The 19,955-nt window shown below is 68.5% G+C and carries 15 protein-coding genes; 14 read left to right on the top strand and 1 reads right to left on the bottom strand.

Going from position 1 to position 19,955, the window contains the following annotated elements; translation table 11 throughout:
- The first annotated feature begins 551 nt into the window (after positions 1-551).
- From CQ039_RS13965 to leuB, 9 genes are read left to right on the top strand one after another with little or no spacing between them, the layout of a single operon-like run.
- Positions 552-2,291, top strand: a complete 1,740-nt coding sequence (locus CQ039_RS13965) for a dihydroxy-acid dehydratase (RefSeq protein ID WP_105564116.1) — start codon at positions 552-554, stop codon at positions 2,289-2,291.
- 3 nt (positions 2,292-2,294) lie between these two features.
- The gene (ilvC, locus tag CQ039_RS13960; RefSeq protein ID WP_105564117.1) at positions 2,295-3,308 is read left to right on the top strand and encodes a ketol-acid reductoisomerase; all 1,014 of its coding nucleotides are present in this window, start codon (positions 2,295-2,297) and stop codon (positions 3,306-3,308) included.
- Positions 3,309-3,338: 30 nt separating this feature from the next.
- Positions 3,339-5,057 (top strand): acetolactate synthase 2 catalytic subunit, encoded by a 1,719-nt coding sequence (gene ilvG, locus CQ039_RS13955; protein ID WP_199183657.1) that lies wholly within the window; start codon positions 3,339-3,341, stop codon positions 5,055-5,057.
- A gap of 2 nt (positions 5,058-5,059) precedes the next feature.
- Entirely contained in the window at positions 5,060-5,311 is a 252-nt protein-coding gene (locus CQ039_RS13950) for an ACT domain-containing protein (protein ID WP_105564172.1), read from the top strand.
- Position 5,312: 1 nt separating this feature from the next.
- Positions 5,313-6,569: a 2-isopropylmalate synthase gene (locus tag CQ039_RS13945; protein WP_105564118.1), complete on the top strand. Its 1,257-nt coding sequence runs from the start codon at positions 5,313-5,315 to the stop codon at positions 6,567-6,569.
- Entirely contained in the window at positions 6,553-7,521 is a 969-nt protein-coding gene (locus tag CQ039_RS13940; RefSeq protein ID WP_105564119.1) for a branched-chain amino acid transaminase, read from the top strand. Before CQ039_RS13945 ends, CQ039_RS13940 begins: the two co-directional genes overlap by 17 nt.
- Entirely contained in the window at positions 7,508-8,929 is a 1,422-nt protein-coding gene (gene leuC / locus CQ039_RS13935; RefSeq protein WP_105564120.1) for a 3-isopropylmalate dehydratase large subunit, read from the top strand. The genes CQ039_RS13940 and leuC overlap by 14 nt, the downstream gene beginning before the upstream one ends.
- Positions 8,922-9,512, top strand: a complete 591-nt coding sequence (gene leuD / locus CQ039_RS13930) for a 3-isopropylmalate dehydratase small subunit (protein ID WP_105564121.1) — start codon at positions 8,922-8,924, stop codon at positions 9,510-9,512. The genes leuC and leuD overlap by 8 nt, the downstream gene beginning before the upstream one ends.
- Complete coding sequence (leuB, locus tag CQ039_RS13925; RefSeq protein ID WP_105564122.1) at positions 9,512-10,612, top strand: 3-isopropylmalate dehydrogenase; 1,101 nt, start codon at positions 9,512-9,514, stop codon at positions 10,610-10,612. The genes leuD and leuB overlap by 1 nt, the downstream gene beginning before the upstream one ends.
- A gap of 60 nt (positions 10,613-10,672) precedes the next feature.
- On the opposite strand, the gene CQ039_RS13920 is transcribed toward leuB, so the two are convergent.
- Positions 10,673-11,266, bottom strand: coding sequence for a TetR/AcrR family transcriptional regulator (locus tag CQ039_RS13920; protein ID WP_105564123.1), 594 nt, complete (start codon positions 11,264-11,266; stop codon positions 10,673-10,675).
- Positions 11,267-11,438: 172 nt separating this feature from the next.
- Here CQ039_RS13920 and CQ039_RS13915 point away from each other — a divergent pair, with 172 nt between their 5' ends.
- The 5 genes from CQ039_RS13915 to CQ039_RS13895 all read left to right on the top strand — a co-directional run bounded on the left by CQ039_RS13915 (position 11,439) and on the right by CQ039_RS13895 (position 19,921).
- Positions 11,439-12,632 (top strand): efflux RND transporter periplasmic adaptor subunit, encoded by a 1,194-nt coding sequence (locus CQ039_RS13915; RefSeq protein WP_105564124.1) that lies wholly within the window; start codon positions 11,439-11,441, stop codon positions 12,630-12,632.
- 6 nt (positions 12,633-12,638) lie between these two features.
- Entirely contained in the window at positions 12,639-15,914 is a 3,276-nt protein-coding gene (locus CQ039_RS13910; RefSeq protein WP_105564125.1) for an efflux RND transporter permease subunit, read from the top strand.
- Positions 15,914-17,353, top strand: a complete 1,440-nt coding sequence (locus CQ039_RS13905; protein ID WP_105564126.1) for an efflux transporter outer membrane subunit — start codon at positions 15,914-15,916, stop codon at positions 17,351-17,353. Before CQ039_RS13910 ends, CQ039_RS13905 begins: the two co-directional genes overlap by 1 nt.
- A 133-nt stretch (positions 17,354-17,486) precedes the next feature.
- Entirely contained in the window at positions 17,487-18,662 is a 1,176-nt protein-coding gene (gene proB / locus CQ039_RS13900; RefSeq protein ID WP_105564127.1) for a glutamate 5-kinase, read from the top strand.
- Positions 18,659-19,921: a glutamate-5-semialdehyde dehydrogenase gene (locus CQ039_RS13895; protein WP_105564128.1), complete on the top strand. Its 1,263-nt coding sequence runs from the start codon at positions 18,659-18,661 to the stop codon at positions 19,919-19,921. The genes proB and CQ039_RS13895 overlap by 4 nt, the downstream gene beginning before the upstream one ends.
- The last annotated feature ends 34 nt before the right edge of the window (positions 19,922-19,955 follow it).

Below are 19,955 nucleotides of genomic sequence, written 5' to 3'. Positions count from 1 at the left end.
GCGGATATACGGACACCCACCCGAGTCCACAACCCTCAAATGACAGAAATGCGAACTATCTCAACGAACGCGAGTCCCAGACAGAAGGCCCCGCCATCCGCATTCGCGCCGCCGCTCGAGACGCACATATAGATGGCAAGACCTGAGGCGGTGAAATGTTGCGTCAGTCCTCGCTCGTTAGGGATCGGATGCGCGCAGAACGGGCCAAAGCGAACGCCGACGCATTTTTCTTCCACATTCCGGCCGCAACGGGTTGCGTCGCAGCATGGAGGGCGGCATAAGAGCGCCCAGTTGAAAGGTTCTTCCGTGTCCCACCGCGCCGCCATTGCTGCGATCCTGAGCCCCGCGAAAGCGGCGGCCGATCTGCGCGTGCTGTCGCTGGGCGTACTCCTTCTTTCGGTAATTCTTATTCCGCTTAGCCGAGCGGTGTGGATGCCTGCGACCTGACCTAACCCAGTCAAAATCGCCCGCTTTCACCCCGCTCCCATCCGGCAGCGGGGTTTTTCATGTGCCCGACACAGAACCGACAGACAGAACCTTCCAAGAATCCGATGACCAAGACGCCCGACAGCAAAAATCGACCCAATGCGCGCAGTTCCGCCGTCACCCAGGGCCCGACCCGGGCCGCGGCGCGGTCCTATCTGCGCGCCGCTGGGATGCAGGACGCCGACTTCGACAAGCCGATGATCGCCATCGTCAACACCTGGTCGACGGTCACCCCCTGCAACATGCACCTGGACCGCCTGGCCAAAGACGTGCGCGCCGGCATCATCGCGGCGGGCGGCTATCCGGTGGACTTCAACACCATCGTGGTCACCGACGGCATCTCCATGGGCACGGCGGGCATGAAGGCCTCGCTGATCAGCCGCGAAGTCGTCGCCGATAGCATCGAGCTGGCCGTCGAGGGGCATCAGTTGGACGGCGTCGTCTGCATCGTCGGCTGCGACAAGACCATCCCGGCCGCGGCCATGGCCCTGGCCCGGATGGATATCCCCGGCCTGGTCTATTACGGCGGCACCATCATGCCTGGCCGGATCGGCGAGAAGGAGGTCTCGGTCCAGGAGGTGTTCGAGGCCATCGGCGCCCACGGCGCGGGCGCCCTGTCCGACGAGGGCCTGAAGGCGGTCGAGAGCGCGGTCTGCCCCGGCGCCGGCGCCTGCGGCGGTCAGTTCACGGCCAACACCATGGCCATGGCTCTGGCGATGATGGGCATCAGCCCCATGGGCGCCAATGACGTCCCCGCCGTCGATCCCGGCAAGGGCGCGGAAGGCGAGCGCTGCGGTCGCCTGATCGTCGAGCGCGTCTTCGCCGGCGACACCGCCCGCAAATACATCACCAGGGCCAGCCTGAAGAACGCCGCTGTCGCGGTCTCGGCCTCGGGCGGCTCGACCAACGCCGTCATGCACCTGACGGCCATCGCCGCCGAGGCCGGCGTCGACTTCGGCATTGAGGACTGCCACCAGGCCTGCGTCGAGGCTCCGGTCATCTGCGACCTGAAGCCCGGCGGCCGCTTCCTGGCCTCGCACCTGTTCGCAGCGGGCGGCACGCGCTTGGTCGCCCAGCGGCTGGCCGAGGCGGGCAAGATCATCAACACCCCGACCGTCAGCGGCCGCAGCCTATTCACCGAGGCCGCCGAGGCCGAGGAGACCCCGGGCCAGCAGGTCGTCGCCAGCATGGACACCCCGGTCATGGCGCGCGGCTCCTACGCCGTCATCTATGGCGACGTCGCCCCCGAGGGCGCGGTCATCAAGCTGACCGGCCACAAGGTCGACCGCTTTGAAGGCCCCGCCGCCGTCTTCGACTGCGAGGAAGACGCCTTCCACGCGGTTCAGGACGGCTCGGTCGGCGAAGGCGACGTCATCATCATCCGCTACGAAGGCCCCAAGGGCGGTCCCGGCATGCGCGAGATGCTGCAGGTCACCGCCGCCCTGAAGGGCCGCAAGGTCGAGAACGTCGCCCTGCTGACCGACGGTCGCTTCTCGGGCGCTTCCTACGGCTTCGTCGCCGGCCACGTCTCGCCCGAAGCGGCGGCGGGCGGCCCGATTGCACTCATTCGCGATGGCGATCCAATCGTCATCGACGTCACCAACCGCCGGATCGATGTGCTCGTCGATCTGGAGGCGCGCCGGGCGGACTTCGCCCCCAACCGGGTCCGTCCGGCGCAAGGCGTTTTCGCGAAATACCGCGCCGCAGTCGCCTCCGCCTCGCAAGGGGCCGTGACCATCCCCAATCCGCCGCCGGCCCAAACCCCGGCGACCTATTCCAACGCCCCGATTTCTGAGGACGCCTGAACCATGGCCATCACCATCTACACCAACGACGACATCAAGCCGGGCGCCATCGCCGGCCAGCGCATCGCCGTCATCGGCTATGGCTCGCAAGGTCGCGCCCACGCCCAGAACCTGAAGGACTCGGGTCATGACGTCGTCGTCGGCGTGCGTCACGGCGGCACGGGCTGGAAACACGCCACCGCCGACGGCATCCCCACCGCGGAACCTGCCGAGGCCGTTCGCGGCGCAGACATCATCGCCATCCTGACCCCGGACATGATCCAAAACGAGGTCTATCGCGACATCATCGAGCCCAACGCCAAGCCGGGCGCCGCCCTGCTGTTCGCCCACGGTTTCTCGATCATCTACGACCGCATCACGCCGCGCGACGACATGGATGTCATCCTGGTCGCCCCTAAAGGTCCGGGCGATCTGGTCCGTCGCGAGTTCGCACGCGGCCGCGGCGTCCCCAGCCTGTTCGCCATCGAGAAGGACGCGACCGGCAAGGCGCGCGACCGCGCCATGGGCTACGCCAAGGGCATCGGCGGCGCGACCGGCGGCCTGCTGGAGACATCTTTCCGCGAAGAGACCGAGACCGACCTGTTCGGCGAACAGGCCGTCCTGTGCGGCGGCGCCAAGGAGTTGGTCATCTCGGGCTTCAACACCCTGGTCGAGGCCGGGTACCAGCCCGAGATCGCCTACTTCGAATGCCTGCATGAGCTGAAGCTGATCGTGGACCTCTTCTACGAGGGCGGCATCTCCAAGATGCACCACTTCATCTCGGAAACCGCCAAGTGGGGCGCTGTCGCCTCGGGTCCGCGCGTCATCACCGACGAGACACGCGCCCGCATGAAGGAAGTCCTGACCGAGATCCAGGACGGCACCTTCGCGCGCAACTGGATCGCCGAGAACGAGGCCGGCAAGCCGCAGTACGACGCCTGGCTGGACGCCGATCGCCAATCTCACATCGAGCAGACGGGCGCCCGCCTGCGCGAGCGCATGGCCTGGCTGCAGACCCCCAAGTCTGAAGCCGCCTGACCTGTATATATATAAAGAGAGACTGACCCGATGAGCGCCGCCGCGCCCGCCCTGAAAACCGCCTCCGCTCCGGCGACCGTGAACGACACGGCCACCGGCGCGCGCCTGCTCGTCTCCAGCCTGGAGCGGATGGGTGTGGAGGTGGTCTTCGGCTACCCCGGCGGCGCCATCATGCCCATCTACGACGCCCTGACCGGCACGGGCCTGAAGCACATCCTGGTCCGTCACGAACAGGGCGCGGCCTTCGCCGCCGACGCCTATGCCCGCGCCTCGGGCAAGGTCGGCGTCTGCATGGCCACCTCCGGCCCCGGCGCCACCAATCTGATCACCGGCATCGCCAACGCCATGATGGATTCGGTGCCCATGGTCTGCATCACCGGCAACGTCCCCCAGGGCGTCATGGGCACCGACGCCTTCCAGGAGATCGACATCCTGGGCGTCACCCTGCCGATCGTGAAGCACTCTATATTGGTGCGCGACGCCTCGGAGATCCCGGCCGCCGTCGAACAAGCCTTCCACATCGCCGCCTCGGGGCGCCCCGGCCCGGTCCTGGTCGATCTGCCGAAAGACGTCCAGTTCGCCACGGCCGTCGCCCCGTTCGGCTTCAACATCCCCAATGAGACCGCCGAGGTCGACCACGACGCTATCGCCGAGGCCGAGCGCTTCATCCGCGCCGCCGAGCGCCCGCTGATCTACATCGGCGGCGGGGTGAAGATCGGTCGCGCGACCGAGGCCGTCCGCGCCTTCGCCGAGGCCACCGGCATCCCCACCGTCTCAACCCTGAACGCCCTGGGCACCGTCCCCACCGACGCCCCCGGCTATCTGGGGATGCTGGGCATGCACGGCACGCGCGCCGCCAACGAGGCGGTTCAGTCGTCCGACCTGCTGATCGTCCTGGGCGCCCGTTTCGACGACCGCGCCACGGGCAAGCTGGCCGAGTTCGCGCCCCACGCCCGCGTCGTCCATTTCGACATCGACGCCTCCGAGATCGGCAAGCTGCGTGAAACCCACGTCGCGGTCGCTGGCGAGCTGAAGCCCGGCGTCGAGGCCCTGACTTCGCGTCTGGCGGCTGCGCCTCTGGCTATCGACCCCTGGGTCATCCGCTGCGCCACAGCGGCCGAGCGTCACGCCGCCCGCTATGACGCGCCGGGCGAAGGCGTCTATGCGCCCGCCCTGCTGAAGCAGTTGTCCGAGGCCGCCGGCGACCGTTTCGTCGCCGCCTGCGACGTCGGCCAGCATCAGATGTGGGCCGCCCAACACTGCCGCTTCTCCAAGCCCGAAGCCCACATCACCTCGGGCGGTCTGGGGGCCATGGGCTTTGGCCTGCCCGCCGGCCTGGGCGCCAAGCTGGCCGATCCCTCGGCCACGGTCGTCACCATCGCCGGCGACGGCGGCTTCATGATGAACATCCAGGAGTTGGCCACGCTGAAGCGTTACGGCGTCGCCCTGAAGATCGTCCTGCTGGACAATTCCTCGCTCGGCCTGGTGCGCCAGTGGCAGGAGCTGTTCTTCGAGGAGAACTATTCCGAGGTCGATCTGTCCGACAACCCGGACTTCGTGAAAGTGGCCGAGGCCTTCGGCATCGAGGCCTTCCGCATCGACCGCCGCAATCAGGTCGAAGACGGCATCGCCCGTCTGCTGGCCGCCGACGGCCCCTGCCTGGCCCACGTCATCATCAACCCCAAAGAGAACGTCTGGCCTCTGGTTCCGCCGGGCAAGAACAACGCTGAAATGATGGAAGGCGCATGAACATGAGCGACACCATTCACATCCAGATCGACCGGGCCGACGGCTCGCTTCAGCGTCTCATCGGCCTGGTGGAACGCCGCGGCTTCCACATCGACGGCATGAGCATGGCTGACGAAGGCCCCTCGCGCCGCATCGCCCTGACCGTGCGCGGCCGCGACGCCGCGCGTTCCATCGACAACCTGGGCTGCCAGATCGACCGCCTGTTCGGCGTGTCCCGCATCGCCGCCCAGTCCTTCCAGTCCGAGGCCGCGTAATATGTCCCGAGTAGAACGAGTATCCAGAACCGCCGAGATTGCGGCGTCGGATCCCAACCGCGTCATCATCTTCGACACCACCCTGCGCGACGGCGAGCAAGCCCCCGGCTTCTCCATGTCGGCCGAGTCCAAGCTGAAGATGGCCCATGTCCTGCGCGACCTGGGCGTGGATGTGATCGAGGCCGGCTTCGCCGCCGCCTCACCGGGCGACGAGGAATGCATCCGGCGCGTCTGCGGCGAGATCGAGGGCCCGGTCTTCGCCTCGCTGAATCGCGCCAACGAGAAGGACATCGACGCCTCGTTCCGGGCCCTGTCGCCTGCGCCGAAATCGCATCGCCGCTGCCACGTCTTCCTGGCCACCAGCCCGATCCATCGCTCGGCCAAGCTGCGGATGAGCACCAACGAGGTGCTGGCCACCATTTCGCGCTCGGTGGAATACGCCGCCTCGATGTTCGACGACATCGAGTTCTCGGCCGAGGACGCCTTCCGCACCGAGCCAGAGTTCCTGGCCGAGGCCCTGATGGCCGCCGCCGATGCAGGCGCCCAGACGCTGAACGTGCCCGACACCGTCGGCTACGCCACGCCCGAGGAATCGCGCGAACGCTTCGCCTATCTCGACGGCATCATCCGCCCGCGCCACGCCGACGTGATCTTCTCGTCGCACGCGCACAACGACCTGGGTCTGGCCGTGGCCAACTCCCTGGCCGCTGTCGAGGGCGGGGCGCGTCAGATCGAGGGCGCGATCAACGGCATCGGCGAACGCGCCGGCAACGCCTCCATCGAGGAGATCATCATGGCCCTGCGCACCCGCGCGGACCGCTATGGCGTCAGCGTATCCGCCGAGAGCCGTCACCTGGTGCGCGCCTCGCAGACCCTGCGCGACGTGACCGAGACGGTCATCGCCCGCAACAAGGCCATCGTCGGCCTGAACGCCTTCGCCCACGAGGCCGGGATCCACCAGCACGGCATGATGGCCGACGCCCGCACCTACGAGATCATGCGTCCCGAGGACGTTGGTTTCGAGGGCAGCTACTTCGTGCTGGGCAAGCATTCCGGCCGCCACGCGGTCGGCAAGCGGGCCGAGGCCCTGGGCCATGTGCTGGAAGGCCAACGCCTGGCCGACGTCTTCGCCGGCTTCAAGCAACGCGCCGACCAGATCGGCGAAATCAATGACGCGGAGCTGACCGCCATCATCACGGCTGTGACAGCCGGGGGCGCCTCCGCACAAATGGACAAGACCTATGCAACCGCTGGCTAAGAATATCTGGATCAATGGCGAACTGATCGCGTGGGAAAACGCCACGGTTCACGTCATGAGCCACGCCCTGCACTACGGCACCTCGGTGTTCGAAGGCATCCGCGTCTATGACACCCCGAACGGCCCGTGCGGCTTCCGCCTGACCGACCACGTGCGTCGCCTGTTCGACAGCGCGCGCATCTATCACTTCCCCCTGCCCTTCACCGAGGACGAACTGGTTCAGGCCTGCAAGGAGGTGGTCCGTTCCGAGGGCCTGCGTTCGGCCTACCTGCGCCCCCTGGCCTTCCTGGGTGAATGCGGCATGGGCGTGTCGCCGTCGCCGGACAACATCCGCACCGACGTCATGATCTCGGCCTTTCCCTGGGGCGCCTATCTGGGCCAGGAAGCGCTGGAAAAGGGCGTCGACGCCTGCATCTCCAGCTGGAACCGCGTCGCCCCCAACACCATCCCGTCGGGCGCCAAGGCCGGCGGCAACTATCTGTCCGGCTATCTGATCGGCCGCGAAGCCCGCGTGCGCGGCTTCGGCGAAGGCATCGCCCTGGGCGCTGACGGCCTGCTGTCCGAAGGCGCCGGCGAGAATCTGTTCGTGATCAAGGACGGTGTGCTGATGACCCCGCCCGCCGCCGCCTCCATCCTGCAGGGCATCACCCGCGACAGCGTCATGAAGCTGGCGCGCGGTCTGGGCTATGAGGCGCGCGAGCAGATCCTGCCGCGCGAAGCCCTCTACGTCGCCGACGAGGTCTTCATGACCGGCACCGCCGCCGAGATCACCCCCGTCCGCTCCGTCGACGGCATCGCCACCCGCGCCAACGGCCCCGGCCCGATCACCAAGGCGGTCAACAAGGCCTTCCGCGGCCTGTTCGACGGCACGACCCCCGACCGCTTCGGCTGGCTGGAACCCATCGGCGAGGCTGCGACCTCCCCCAAGGAACGCGTGCATGAGCCCGCCTAGAACCCTGCCAAGGACTATGTATGAAAAGGTCTGGGACCGGCACGTCGTCGTACCGGAAACGACCGAGACGCCGGGCGTCATGTATGTGGACCTGCACCTGGTCCACGAGGTCACCACGCCTCAGGCCTTTTCCGAAATCGAGGCGCGCGGGCTGAAGGTCCGCCGCCCCGACCGCACCTTCGCCACCCTGGATCACTCGACCCCGACCCTGCCCGCAGGTCCCGACGGCCAGCGCCCCTATGTCACCGACCAGGCGCGCAAGCAGGTCGAGACGTTGGAGGCCAACTGCGCCCGCCACGGCATCGAGCTGGCCGGCTGGGGTTCCGATCAGCGCGGCGTGGTTCACGTCATGGGGCCTGAGCTGGGCCTGACCCAGCCGGGCATGACCGTGGTCTGCGGCGACAGCCATACCGCCACGCATGGGGCTTTCGGCGCATTGGCCTTCGGCATCGGCACCTCCGAGGTCGGGCACGTCCTGGCCACCCAGTGCCTGTTGCAGCGCCGCGCCAGGTCCATGCGCGTCACCGTCAACGGGGCTCTGCGCCCCGGCGTCTCGGGCAAGGATGTGGCTCTGGCCGTCATCGCCGCCATCGGCTTTGGCGGCGGCACCGGCTATGTCATCGAATATGCCGGCGAGGCCGTGCGTTCGCTGGACATGGAAGGGCGCATGACCCTGTGCAACATGTCCATCGAGGCGGGCGCCCGCGCGGGCATGATCGCTCCTGACCAGACGACTATCGAATGGCTGCGTGGCCGTCGTCATGTCCCCGCCGACTATGAAGCCGCCGCCGCTGACTGGCTGGGTCTGGCCTCCGACCCCGGCGCGACCTTCGACAAGGAGGTGACGCTGGACGGCGCCGCCATCCGTCCCATGGCCACCTGGGGCACCACCCCCGACGCGGGCGCTCCGGTCGGCGCCCCAGTGCCGCTGCCGCGCTCGGACTCGGACCGCAAGGCCATCGCCTACATGGGCTTCACCGCGGGCGAGGCGACGACGGGCCACAAGGTCGACGTCGTCTTCATCGGCAGTTGCACCAATGGTCGCCTGCCCGACCTGCGCGCCGCCGCCGAGGTCCTGCGCGGCCGCAAGGTCCAGCCGGGCGTTCGCATGCTGGTCGTCCCCGGCTCCGAGGCCGTGCGTCGCGACGCCGAGGCCGAGGGGCTGGATCAGGTCTTCATCAATGCCGGCGCCGAGTGGCGCATCCCCGGCTGTTCCATGTGCATCGCCATGAACGGCGACGTGGTCGGCGAGGGCCAGCTGGCGGTCTCGACCTCCAACCGCAATTTCGAAGGCCGTCAGGGCAAGGGCGCCCGCACCATCCTGGCCAGCCCCGCGACCGCCGCGGCCAGCGCCGTGGCCGGCGTCCTGACCGACCCGCGCGCCTATCTGGAGGCGGCCCATGTCTGATCCGTTCAAAGTCCTGACGTCGAAGACCCTGACCCTGAGCCAGGCCAATATCGACACCGACCAGATCATACCGGCGCGCTTCCTGACCACCACCACGCGCGAAGGTCTGGGCGCCCACGCCTTCCACGACTGGCGCTATGAAGCCGACGGCTCGGCCAGGCCCGAGGCGGTGCTGAACCGCATCGATCCGACCGAGCAGCGCATCCTGCTGGCGGGCCCCAACTTCGCCTGCGGCTCGTCGCGCGAGCACGCCCCCTGGGCCCTGCTGGACTATGGCTTCCGGGCGGTGATCTCGACCGAGATCGCCGACATCTTCACCTCCAACGCCCTGAAGAACGGTCTGCTGCCCATCGTCGTCGATCAGGCGACCTGGGACGACCTGGCCGCCCACCCCGAACAGCCCGTCACCATCGACCTGGAAGCCGGCGAGATCCGGCGCGGCAATGTCGCCCCCGTCCCGTTCAAGGTCGAGGCCTTCGCCCGCCAGTGCCTGCTCGACGGCGTCGACACTCTCGGCTGGCTGCAAGCCAAGCTGCCCTACATCCAGACCTATGAACGCTTCCGTGAACCGGAGACCAACTGATGCCCCACACTCGCACCTTCAACATCGTGGTCCTGCCGGGCGATGGCGTCGGCCCTGAGGTCGCCCTGGCGGCCCAGCGCGTGCTGACCTGCATCGGCGACATCTATGGCCATCGCTTCGAGTTCGCCGAGCACCTGATCGGCGGCGCCGCCATCGACGCCGCCGGCGAGGCCCTGCCCGAGGAAACCAAGGCTGCTTGTCTGGCCTCGGACGCCGTCCTGCTGGGCGCCGTCGGCGGTCCCAAGTGGGACGGCGCCCCGGTTCGACCGGAGCAAGGCCTGCTGGCCATCCGCAAAGCCATGGGCCTGTACGCCAACCTGCGCCCGCTGCAGGTCTCGCCCGTCCTGGCCCACCGCTCGCCGCTGAAGAAGGAGATCGTCGAGGGCGTCGACCTGATCGTCTTCCGCGAACTGACCAGCGGCGTCTATTTCGGCGAAAAGACCCGCACCGAAACCAGCGCCTCGGACCTGTGCGTCTATACGGTCGAGGAGATCGAACGCGTCGCCCGCGCCGCCTTCCAGGCCGCCGGTCAACGCCGCGGCAAGGTCACCTCGGTCGATAAGGCCAATGTCATGGAGACCAGCCGTCTGTGGCGCGAGGTCGTGACCCGCATCCACGCCGAGGCATATCCGCAGATCACCCTGGAGCACGCCCTGGTCGACTCCATGGCCATGCACCTGATCCGCAAGCCGCGCGACTATGACGTCATCCTGACCGAAAACATGTTCGGCGACATCCTGTCGGACGAGATCTCTGTGCTGGGCGGCTCCATCGGCCTGCTGCCCTCAGCGTCGCTGGGCGCCGACGGCCCCGGCCTGTTCGAGCCCATCCACGGCTCGGCGCCTGACATCGCAGGGCAAGACCTGGCTAACCCGGTCGGCATGGTGCTGTCGGCGGCCATGATGCTGCGTCACAGCTTCGATCTGGAGGACGAGGCCAACTCGATCGAGGCCGCCGTCGCCGCTGTCCTGGCCTCGGGCGCCGTCACCGCCGATCTGGGCGGGGCTCTGGGTACGGTCGAGGCCACCCGCGCCATCGTCGACGCCATCCGCGCCATCCACTGGGCGGCGGCGCGTCACGTGCCCATGCACTGGGCCTGAACCTCGGCGTCTATATCTTTAAAAGAGAAAGGGCGGGCCTCGCGGCCCGCCCTTTTGCATTCAGTTGTCGATCAACCCCTGCAGGGCCACGGCCAGTCGCCGCGCCATCTCGGCCTTTTGCGTCTCGTCGAGCGAGGCATAACCGTCCGACAGCTCGCGTCCGATCGCCATGCCCATGATCAGACCCGCCGCCAGACGCGCACGCACTGGCGCATCGGGGCCGCCGATCCACGCCGCCAGAGGATCGAAGAAGCGGCTGTTGGAAGTCCTCTGCATGACGTCCATCGCCTTGGCCGAACCGACCGAGCGCAGCAGGATCAGCAGGCCGCGCATCTTGGCGCCCGCCCCGTCGTCCTGACAGGGCATGACCTCGTCGTAGATGATCTCACGCGCCAGTCGATCGCCGAAATCCTCGCGCGGGCCGTCCATCAGATCGCGGCCATTCTTGCAGCTGTCGAGGACGGCGACGAACAGGTCTTCCTTTGAGCCGAAGTAGCGGCTGATCAGGGCCGCATCCACGCCGACGTCGCGCGCGACATCGCGCATGCCGACGTCGTCATAACTGTCGGAACAAAAACGCTCCCGCGCCGCTTCCAGAATTGCCTGGCGCGTCGCGTTCGCATTGCGTGGTCGGGGGGCGTCGCACAGGACCAAGTGGTCGTACTCCTATAAACCTTATCGCCTATATGGCTTTGTCATCAGGCGTTGACAAGCGCAACCATGATCATCATTAAGTCACCCGATGTTGACTGGCGCATCCTCCCCCGATGATCGCCGTTCCGCTATGTCTGTTACGTCAAAATCCCCTCCCAAGGAGAATGCGCCGATGCGCACGGTGAAGATCGCGGCCGCGTCCGTACTGATGGCGACCGCCCTCTATGGCTGTTCCAAGGGCGGTGAAGCGCCCGCCCCCCAGGCCCCCCCGGTGACGGTGGCCACCCCTCTGGCCCGTCAGATCGTTGATTGGGACGAGGTCACGGGTCGTTTTGAAGCTCCGCGCACCGTCGATGTGCGCGCCCGCGTCGGCGGCTACATCCAGTCGGTCCACTTCAAGGACGGCGACTTCGTGCGCCAGGGCCAACTGCTGTTCACGCTTGATCCGCGCCCGGCCCAGGCCGCGCTCGCCTCGGCTCAGGCCCAGCTGGCCCAGGCCCAGGCCCAGCTGACCCTGGCCCGCACTGAGTTCACGCGCTCCGAAGGCCTGCTGGCCTCGCAGGCCGTGTCTCAGGCTGAAGTCGATTCCAAGCGCGGCGCCGTGGCCCAGGCCCAGGCCGCTGTCTCGGCCGCCAACGCCGCCATCCGCGCCCGCCAACTGGACGTGGAGTTCACCCGCGTCACGGCCCCGATCTCGGGCCGCGTCTCCGACCGTCGCGTCGATCCGGGTAACCTGGTCGGCGGCGGTTCGTCGGCCGGCGACGTCCTGACGACCGTGGTCTCGGCCTCGCCGATCTACTTCGTCTTCGACGGCTCCGAAGCCCTGGCGCTCAAGTATCAGCGCGACGCCCGCACCGGCGGGGCCGCTCCGATCCGCATTCGCCTGCAGGACGAGACCAGCTACGACCGCGTCGGCACGCTGGACTTCACCGACAACGCCATCGACCCGGCCTCGGGCACCATCCGCCTGCGCGCCGTGGTCCAGAACGCCGACGGCTTCCTGAAGCCCGGCATGTTCGGTCAGGCCCAACTGGCCGGCGCCGGCGCCTATCAGGCCCTGCTGGTGCCCGACGCCGCCATCTCGACCGACGCGGCCCGCCGCGTGGTCATCGTCGTCAAGCCCGACGGCTCGACCGAACCGCGCGCCGTCCAGACCGGACCTCTGGTCGATGGTCTGCGCGTCATCCGTTCGGGTCTGAAGCCGACCGACCGCGTCATCATCGCCGGCGGCCAGCGCATCCAGATGCCGGGCATGAAGGTCCAGGCCAAGGCCGGGACCATCGCCCCGGTCGCCCAGCAGCCGAACGCGGCCCCCGTCACCCAGGCGGCGCCGGCCTCCAGCGCCTCCTTCGCCAACGCCGGCTGAACCTAGATGAATATCTCCCGCTTCTTCATTGATCGGCCGATCTTCGCGGGCGTGATCTCGGTGTTCATCACCCTGATCGGCCTGTTCGCCTATCCGATGCTGCCTCTGTCGCAGTATCCGGAGATCGCGCCGCCCACCATCACCATCAACGCCGCCTACCCTGGCGCCTCGGCCGAGACCTTGGCCGAGACCGTGGCGGCCCCCATCGAGCAAGAGGTCAACGGCGTCGAGAAGATGCTGTATCTGACCTCCTCGTCCACCTCGGACGGGGCCGTGGCGATCACGGTGACCTTCCAGCCCGGCACGGATCTCGATTCCGCCCAGGTCCTGGTCCAGAACCGCGTCGCCCTGGCTGAACCCAAACTGCCTGAGCAGGTCCGCCAGATCGGCGTGACGGTCAACAAGGCCGAAAGCGGCTTCCTGATGATCGTCGGGCTGACCTCGCCTGACGGCAGCCTGGACAATGACTACGTCGGCAACTTCGCCAACTCGACGCTGCGCGACCGCCTCCTGCGGATCGACGGCGTGGGTCAGGTTCAGGTGTTCGGCGGCGGCAACTATTCGATGCGCGTTTGGATCGACCCGGCCAAGGCGGCCGAGCGCGGTCTGACGGGCTCCGACATCGTCGCCGCCCTGCGCGCCCAGAACGTCCAGGCCGCCGCCGGCTCGATCGGCCAGCCGCCCTTCGCCACCAACGCCGCCGCCTTCCAACTGCCGGTTCAGGTCCAGGGCCGTCTGTCCGATCCCGATCAGTTCGGCGACGTGGTCATCAAGACCGACGCCGAAGGCCGCGTGACCCGCGTCCGCGACATCGCCCGCGTCGAACTGGGCGCCCAGGATTACGGCATCCGCGGCTTCTTCGACGGCGAGCGCGGCGTCGGCGTCGCCATCGTCCAGCAGCCCGGGGCCAACGCCCTGGGCACCGCCAACCGCGTCCTGGCCGAGGTCGAGGCCGTCAAGGCCGAGCTGCCCGCCGGCATGGCCATCTCCATCCCCTACAACCCGACGGAATTCGTCGCCGCCTCGGTCGAGGCGGTGCAGCACACCGTGTTCGAAGCCGTCGTCCTGGTGGCCATCGTGGTCCTGGTCTTCCTGCAGACCTGGCGCGCGGCCATCATCCCCATCATCGCCATCCCGGTGGCCCTGGTCGGCACTTTCGCGGTGCAGTTGGCCCTGGGCTATTCCATCAACTCCCTGTCGCTGTTCGCCCTGGTTCTGGCCGTTGGCATTGTCGTCGATGACGCCATCATCGTGGTCGAGAACGTCGAGCGATACCTAAGAGAGGGGCTGACTCCCAAGGAGGCCGCCTATCGCTCGATGCAGGAGGTCTCCGGCGCCCTGATCGCCATCGGCCTGGTGCTGACGGCGGTGTTCGTGCCGACCGCCTTCGTGCCCGGCATCCCCGGCATCTTCTATCGCCAGTTCGCTGTCACCATCGCCTCGGCGACGCTGATCTCGCTGGTGGTGTCCCTGACTCTGTCCCCGGCTCTGGCGGCCCTGCTGCTGAAGCCGCACGTTCATCACGACAACGTCCGCAAGCCGGGCCTGTGGGGCGCAGTCACCTACTACGTCCGCTGGGCCGGCGATAAGTTCAACCAGGGCTTCGACTGGCTGTCGGACAAGTACGGCCGCCTGACCGCCCGCCTGGTGCGCTCGCTGATGGTCGTCATGATCGTCTATGCGGGCCTGCTGGCCCTCACCGGCTGGCGCCTGGTGGACACGCCCTCGGGCTTCATCCCCGAACAGGATCAGGGCTTCCTGATCGGCGTCATCCAGCTTCCGGCCGGTGCCTCGCTGGACCGCACTGAGGCCGTGATGAAGCGCGCCAACGAGATCATCCAGAAGACCGAAGGTGTCGACGGCACCGTGGCCTTCGCTGGTCTGGACGGCTCCAGCTTCTCGTTCGGCTCCAACGCCGCCACCATCTTCGTGCGCCTCGACGCCTTCGAGGACCGCACCAAGGAACAGGCCGCGACCGCCCTGGCCGGCGCCATCACCGGCGCCACCGGCGGCATCGAGGAAGCCAACATCTTCGTCATCGCCCCCCCGGCCGTTCAGGGCCTGGGCAACGGCAACGGCTTCAAGATGATGATCCAGGACCGTTCCGGCGCGGGCTACCGCGCGCTGGAAGGCGCCACCTTCGCCATGATGGGCGGCGCGGCTCAGATGCCTGATCAGGTGCAGCAGGTCTTCTCGACCTACAACACCGGCTCGCCCCGCATCGCCGCGGACGTGGATCGCAACAAGGCCCTGATGATGGGCGTCCAGCCGTCGGCGGTGTTCGACACCCTCGGCGTCTATCTGGGCTCGTCCTACATCAACGACTTCAACCTGCTGGGACGCACCTTCCGCGTCACCGCCCAGGCTGAACCGTCGGCGCGCGACGACATCGCCGACATCGCCAACCTGAAGACCCGCTCCGCCTCCGGCGCCATGGTGCCGATCGGCGCCGTCGCCAATCTGCGCGAGGACTCCGGTCCGGCCCGCGTCGTCCGCTACAACCTGTTCCCGGCTTCCGAGCTGCAGGGCCAGGCTGCCGCCGGCGTCTCGTCCGGCCAGGGCATTGCGGCGATGGAGCAACTGGCCTCTCAAGCCCTGCCGCAAGGCTTCAGCTACGAGTGGACCGAACTGGCCCTGCAGGAGAAGCAGGCCTCGGGCGGCGCCTCGGTCATCTTCATCATGGCCGTGGTCTTCGTCTTCCTGGTGCTGGCGGCGCAATATGAGGCCTTCACCCTGCCGCTCGCGGTGGTGCTGATCGTCCCCATGTGTCTGCTGGCGGCCATGATCGGGGTGAACATCCGCGGTCTGGACAACAACATCCTGGTCCAGATCGGCCTGGTCGTCCTGATCGCGCTTGCGGCCAAGAACGCCATCCTGATCGTCGAATTCGCCAAGCAGGCGGAAGAGGAAGAGGGCATGGATCGCTTCGAGGCGGCTGTTTACGCCGCCAAGGTGCGCCTGCGTCCGATCCTGATGACGTCCTTCGCCTTCATCTTCGGCGTCGTGCCGCTGATGCTGGCGACCGGCCCCGGCGCGGAAATGCGCCAGTCGCTGGGCACGTCGGTATTCTCCGGCATGCTGGGCGTGACCTTCTTCGGTCTGATCTTCACCCCGGTCTTCTACGTCATCATGCGCTGGCTCTCGGGCAAACTGCCCAAGACGCCGGAAAAACCGCGCGAGTTGCCGACCACCTTCGGCGCGCCCGCTCATGATCCGTATGACCCCACCGACCCCGCGCCGGCCGCGCCCACCACGGCTAACCCGCGCCTGGGAGACGCCTGATGCACCGTAAAGCCCTTCCTCTCCTGACCGCCTCCAGCGCCGCGCTTCTGCTCGCCGCCTGCGCGGTCGGGCCCAAGGCGCCGGACCCCACGGTCCCGGCGCAGGGCCAGGGCGCCTTCGTCGGCTCGCAATCCGCCTCGGTTTCGACCGAGGCGGCCCGCGCCGACTGGTGGCGGCTCTATAACGACGCCACGCTGGACGGTCTGATCCAGCAGGCCCTGACCGAGAACAACGAACTCGAGGCGGCCGCAGCCAACCTGCGCGCCGTCCGGGCCTCGCTGTCCGAGGCGCGCGCCGGCCGTCTGCCCACGACCAACGCCAACGCCGGCTTCACCCGCAGCCGCGCCTCAACGATCACCAACCCCGCCGCCAACGGCGCCAAGCTGGACGACGTCGATACCTATACGGCGGGCCTGGACGTCTCCTACGAGGTCGACCTGTTCGGCCGCGTCGAGTCCTCGGTTCGCGCCGCACGCGGCGACGCCGACGCCGCACGTGAAGCCCTTGAGGTGGTGCGGATCACCGTCGCCGCCGAAACCGCGCGGGCCTATGCCGACACCTGCTCGGCCAACGCCCAGATCGCGGTGGCCGAACGCACCATCGACCTGCAAGGCAAGACCGTCGACCTGACCCAGCGCCTGCTGGACGGCGGTTCGGGCAATGGTCTGGACGTGGCCCGCGCCCGCGCGGCCCTGGAACAGACTCGCGCCAGCCTGCCGCCCCTGCGGGCCTCACGCGACGGCGCCCTGTATCGCCTCTCGACCTTGACCGGGCGCACCCCGGCTGAGGCCAGCGAGGCGGCGCGCGGATGTCAGTCGCCGCCACAGCTGTCGCAGCCCATCCCGATCGGCGACGGCGCGGCGCTTCTGGCCCGCCGCCCCGACGTGCGTCAGGCCGAGGCCCGTCTGGCCGCCGCCGCCGCCCGCGTGAACGTGGCGACCGCCAGCCTCTATCCGTCGATCAGCCTGGGGGGCTCGCTGGGCTCGACCGCGCTGGATTCTTCGGACCTGGGCGAGGACGCCAACTTCCGCTTCAGCGTCGGTCCGCTGATCAGTTGGAACTTCCCCAACATCGCCGTGGCCCGCGCCCGCATCAAGCAGGCCGACGCCCAGACCGACGCGGCCCTGGCCACCTTCGACCAGACCGTGCTGACAGCGCTGCAGGAGACTGAAACGGCGCTCAGCAGCTACGCCAATGAACTGGACCGCCGCACGGCCCTGCGCACCGCGCGGGATCAGGCGGCCACCGCCGCTCGTCTGTCGCGCCTGCGCTTCGACGCCGGCGCTGACAGCTTCCTGACGGTGCTGGATTCGGAACGGACCCTGGCCGGCGCCGACGCGGCTCTCGCCGCTTCGGAAGCCCAGGTCACCACCTACCAGATCGCCCTGTTCAAGGCCCTGGCCGGCGGCTGGGATCAGGCGCCCGACCCCGAAGCCTGATCCTCGGATCATCGCTGAAAACAGAGACGCCCGGCAGGTTCGACCCTGCCGGGCGTTTTCTTTTGCCCGTTCACGCATGATCTTGACGCAGAAAGGCGTGACCCCGGCCCGATTGATGCTCTAGGGAGGAGGCATGACCGGTCCCGCCGCGCCCTCCCCCGCCGCCGAGATCGTCGCCGGGCGCTCGCCCGCGACGACGCTCGCGCACGCGCGGCGCGTGGTGGTCAAGATCGGCTCCTCCCTGCTGGTCGATACTGCGACCCGCGCCGTCGCCCGCGACTGGCTGGCCTCCCTGGCCCAGGACATCGCCGACCTGCGCCGTCAGGGTCGCGAGGTCATCGTCGTCTCCTCCGGCGCTGTGGCCCTGGGACGCGGACGGCTGAAGACCTCGCCGGGTCGCCTGCAGGACAAGCAGGCCGCCGCCGCCGTCGGCCAGACCCTCTTGATGCACGCTTGGGAGGAGGCCCTGGCTCCCCACGGCCTGATCACCGCCCAGATCCTGCTGACCCGCGACGACACCGAGCGCCGCCGCCGCTGGCTGAACGGACGCGCGACGCTTGAGGCCCTGCTGGCCCACGGCGTCGTCCCCGTGGTCAATGAGAACGACACCGTCGCCACCGAGGAAATCCGTTACGGCGACAATGACCGCCTCGCCGCCCGCGCCGCGCAACTGGCGCGCGCCGACCTGCTGATCCTGCTGTCGGACGTGGACGGCCTCTACACCGCCGACCCCCGCCGCGACCCGAACGCCCGCCACCTCGCGCTGGTCGAGACGCTGAGCCCCGACATTCTAAGCATGGCCAGCGGCGCCAACGCCGAAGCCGGGGTCGGCACCGGCGGCATGGCCACCAAGCTGGCGGCGGCCCAGATCGCGCGCTCCGCCGGCTGCGCCACCGTCATCGCCTCGGGCCTGACCCCTCACCCGCTGAAGGCCGTGGCCGAGGGCGCCCGCGCCACCCTGATCACCGCCCCGGCCACGCCCCTGGCTGCCTGGAAGCAGTGGATCGCCGGCAGCATGGCCCCCGGCGGTTCGCTGACGCTGGACGACGGCGCCGTGCGCGCGCTGAGGTCAGGCAAGAGCCTGCTGCCCTCGGGCGTCGTCTCGATCAGGGGTGCTTTTGAAAAGGGCGAGAGCCTGCGCCTGCTGGACGCCAGCGGGGCCGTGGTCGGCGTCGGCCTGGCCGCCTATCCCGCCGATGAGATTGCCCTGATCCGGGGCCGCCATTCCGACGAGATCGAGACCCTGCTGGGCTATCGCGGCCCCGCGGTCGTGATCCACCGCGACGACCTGGTGCTGGAAACCCGATGACTGACGTAAGCGCTCTGATGCTCGACATGGGCCGCCGCGCCCGCGCCGCCGCCGACGCCCTGCGCGCCACCACGCCCGACGCCCGCACCGAGGCTCTGATGCGTCTGGCCAAGGGCCTGCGCGCCGCCGAGGTTGAGATCCTGGCGGCCAACGCGCGTGACATCACCAACGCCCGCGCCTCCGGCCTCTCCGAAGCCCTGATCGACCGTCTGGCCCTGACCCCGGCCCGCGTCGAAGGCATGGCCGTCGCCGTCGAGACCATCGCCGCCCAGCCCGATCCGGTCGGCGCCGAGATGGCCCGCTGGACCCCCGCCAACGGCCTCGACATCGCCCGCGTCCGCACCCCCATCGGCGTGCTGGGCGTCATCTACGAGAGCCGGCCCAACGTCACCGCCGACGCCGCCGCCCTGTGCATCCGCTCAGGCAACGCCGCCATCCTGCGCTGCGGTTCGGACTGTCTGGAATCCTCGCGCGCCATCGCCGCCGTCGTGACCCGCGCCGTCGCTGAGGCCGGCCTGCCCGCCGAGGCCGTCCAGTTGGTCCCCGTCCCCGATCGCGAGGCCGTGGGCGCCATCCTGTCGGGGCTTGAAGGCGCCATCGACCTGATCATTCCGCGCGGCGGCAAGAGCCTGGTCGCCCGCGTTCAAGCCGAAGCGAAAGCGCCGGTGCTCGGCCACTTAGAGGGCCTGTGCCACACCTATCTGGACGCCGGCGCCGATCTCGACGTCGCCCGCCGCGTCGCCGTCAACGCCAAGATGCGTCGCGTCTCGGTCTGCGGCGCCACCGAGACCCTGCTGGTGGACCGCGTCGCCGCGATGCGCCTGCTGCCCGCCGTCGCCGCCGACCTGATCCAGGCCGGTTGCGAACTGCGCGGCGACGCCGAAACCCGCGCTTTAGTTCCCGAAGCCGCCGAAGCGACCGAGGCCGACTGGACCACCGAATACCTGGCCCCCATCCTGTCGGTGCGGATCGTGGACGGGGTTCAAGGCGCCGTTGAGCACATCCGCGCCTACGGCTCGGGTCACACCGAGGCCATCATCACCACCGACGCAGAGACCGCCGAGCGCTTCGCCAATGGCGTCGACAGCGCCATCGTCCTGATCAACGCCTCGACCCAGTTCGCCGACGGCGGCGAGTTCGGCTTCGGCGGCGAGATCGGCATCTCGACCTCCAAACTGCACGCCCGCGGTCCCGTGGGGGCGGAGCAGTTGACCACCTACAAATACGTGGTGCGCGGCCAGGGCCAGACGCGGCCTTAAGGCGAGCGCCACGCCTCTCCCTCCCCATGAAGGG

The sequence above is a fragment of the Brevundimonas sp. MYb52 genome, from assembly GCF_002979535.1.
Lineage (GTDB): Bacteria > Pseudomonadota > Alphaproteobacteria > Caulobacterales > Caulobacteraceae > Brevundimonas.
This window is presented reverse-complemented; position numbering and strand designations above follow the sequence as displayed.

Coding starts and splice junctions, on each gene's coding strand:
- ilvG (WP_199183657.1), top strand. CDS start 3,339: ATGAGCGCCGCCGCGCCCGCCCTGAAAACCGCCTCCGCTCCGGCGACC.
- CQ039_RS13945 (WP_105564118.1), top strand. CDS start 5,313: ATGTCCCGAGTAGAACGAGTATCCAGAACCGCCGAGATTGCGGCGTCG.
- CQ039_RS13950 (WP_105564172.1), top strand. CDS start 5,060: ATGAGCGACACCATTCACATCCAGATCGACCGGGCCGACGGCTCGCTT.
- CQ039_RS13905 (WP_105564126.1), top strand. CDS start 15,914: ATGCACCGTAAAGCCCTTCCTCTCCTGACCGCCTCCAGCGCCGCGCTT.
- CQ039_RS13915 (WP_105564124.1), top strand. CDS start 11,439: ATGCGCACGGTGAAGATCGCGGCCGCGTCCGTACTGATGGCGACCGCC.
- leuD (WP_105564121.1), top strand. CDS start 8,922: ATGTCTGATCCGTTCAAAGTCCTGACGTCGAAGACCCTGACCCTGAGC.
- CQ039_RS13895 (WP_105564128.1), top strand. CDS start 18,659: ATGACTGACGTAAGCGCTCTGATGCTCGACATGGGCCGCCGCGCCCGC.
- CQ039_RS13940 (WP_105564119.1), top strand. CDS start 6,553: ATGCAACCGCTGGCTAAGAATATCTGGATCAATGGCGAACTGATCGCG.
- ilvC (WP_105564117.1), top strand. CDS start 2,295: ATGGCCATCACCATCTACACCAACGACGACATCAAGCCGGGCGCCATC.
- CQ039_RS13910 (WP_105564125.1), top strand. CDS start 12,639: ATGAATATCTCCCGCTTCTTCATTGATCGGCCGATCTTCGCGGGCGTG.
- proB (WP_105564127.1), top strand. CDS start 17,487: ATGACCGGTCCCGCCGCGCCCTCCCCCGCCGCCGAGATCGTCGCCGGG.
- CQ039_RS13965 (WP_105564116.1), top strand. CDS start 552: ATGACCAAGACGCCCGACAGCAAAAATCGACCCAATGCGCGCAGTTCC.
- leuC (WP_105564120.1), top strand. CDS start 7,508: ATGAGCCCGCCTAGAACCCTGCCAAGGACTATGTATGAAAAGGTCTGG.
- leuB (WP_105564122.1), top strand. CDS start 9,512: ATGCCCCACACTCGCACCTTCAACATCGTGGTCCTGCCGGGCGATGGC.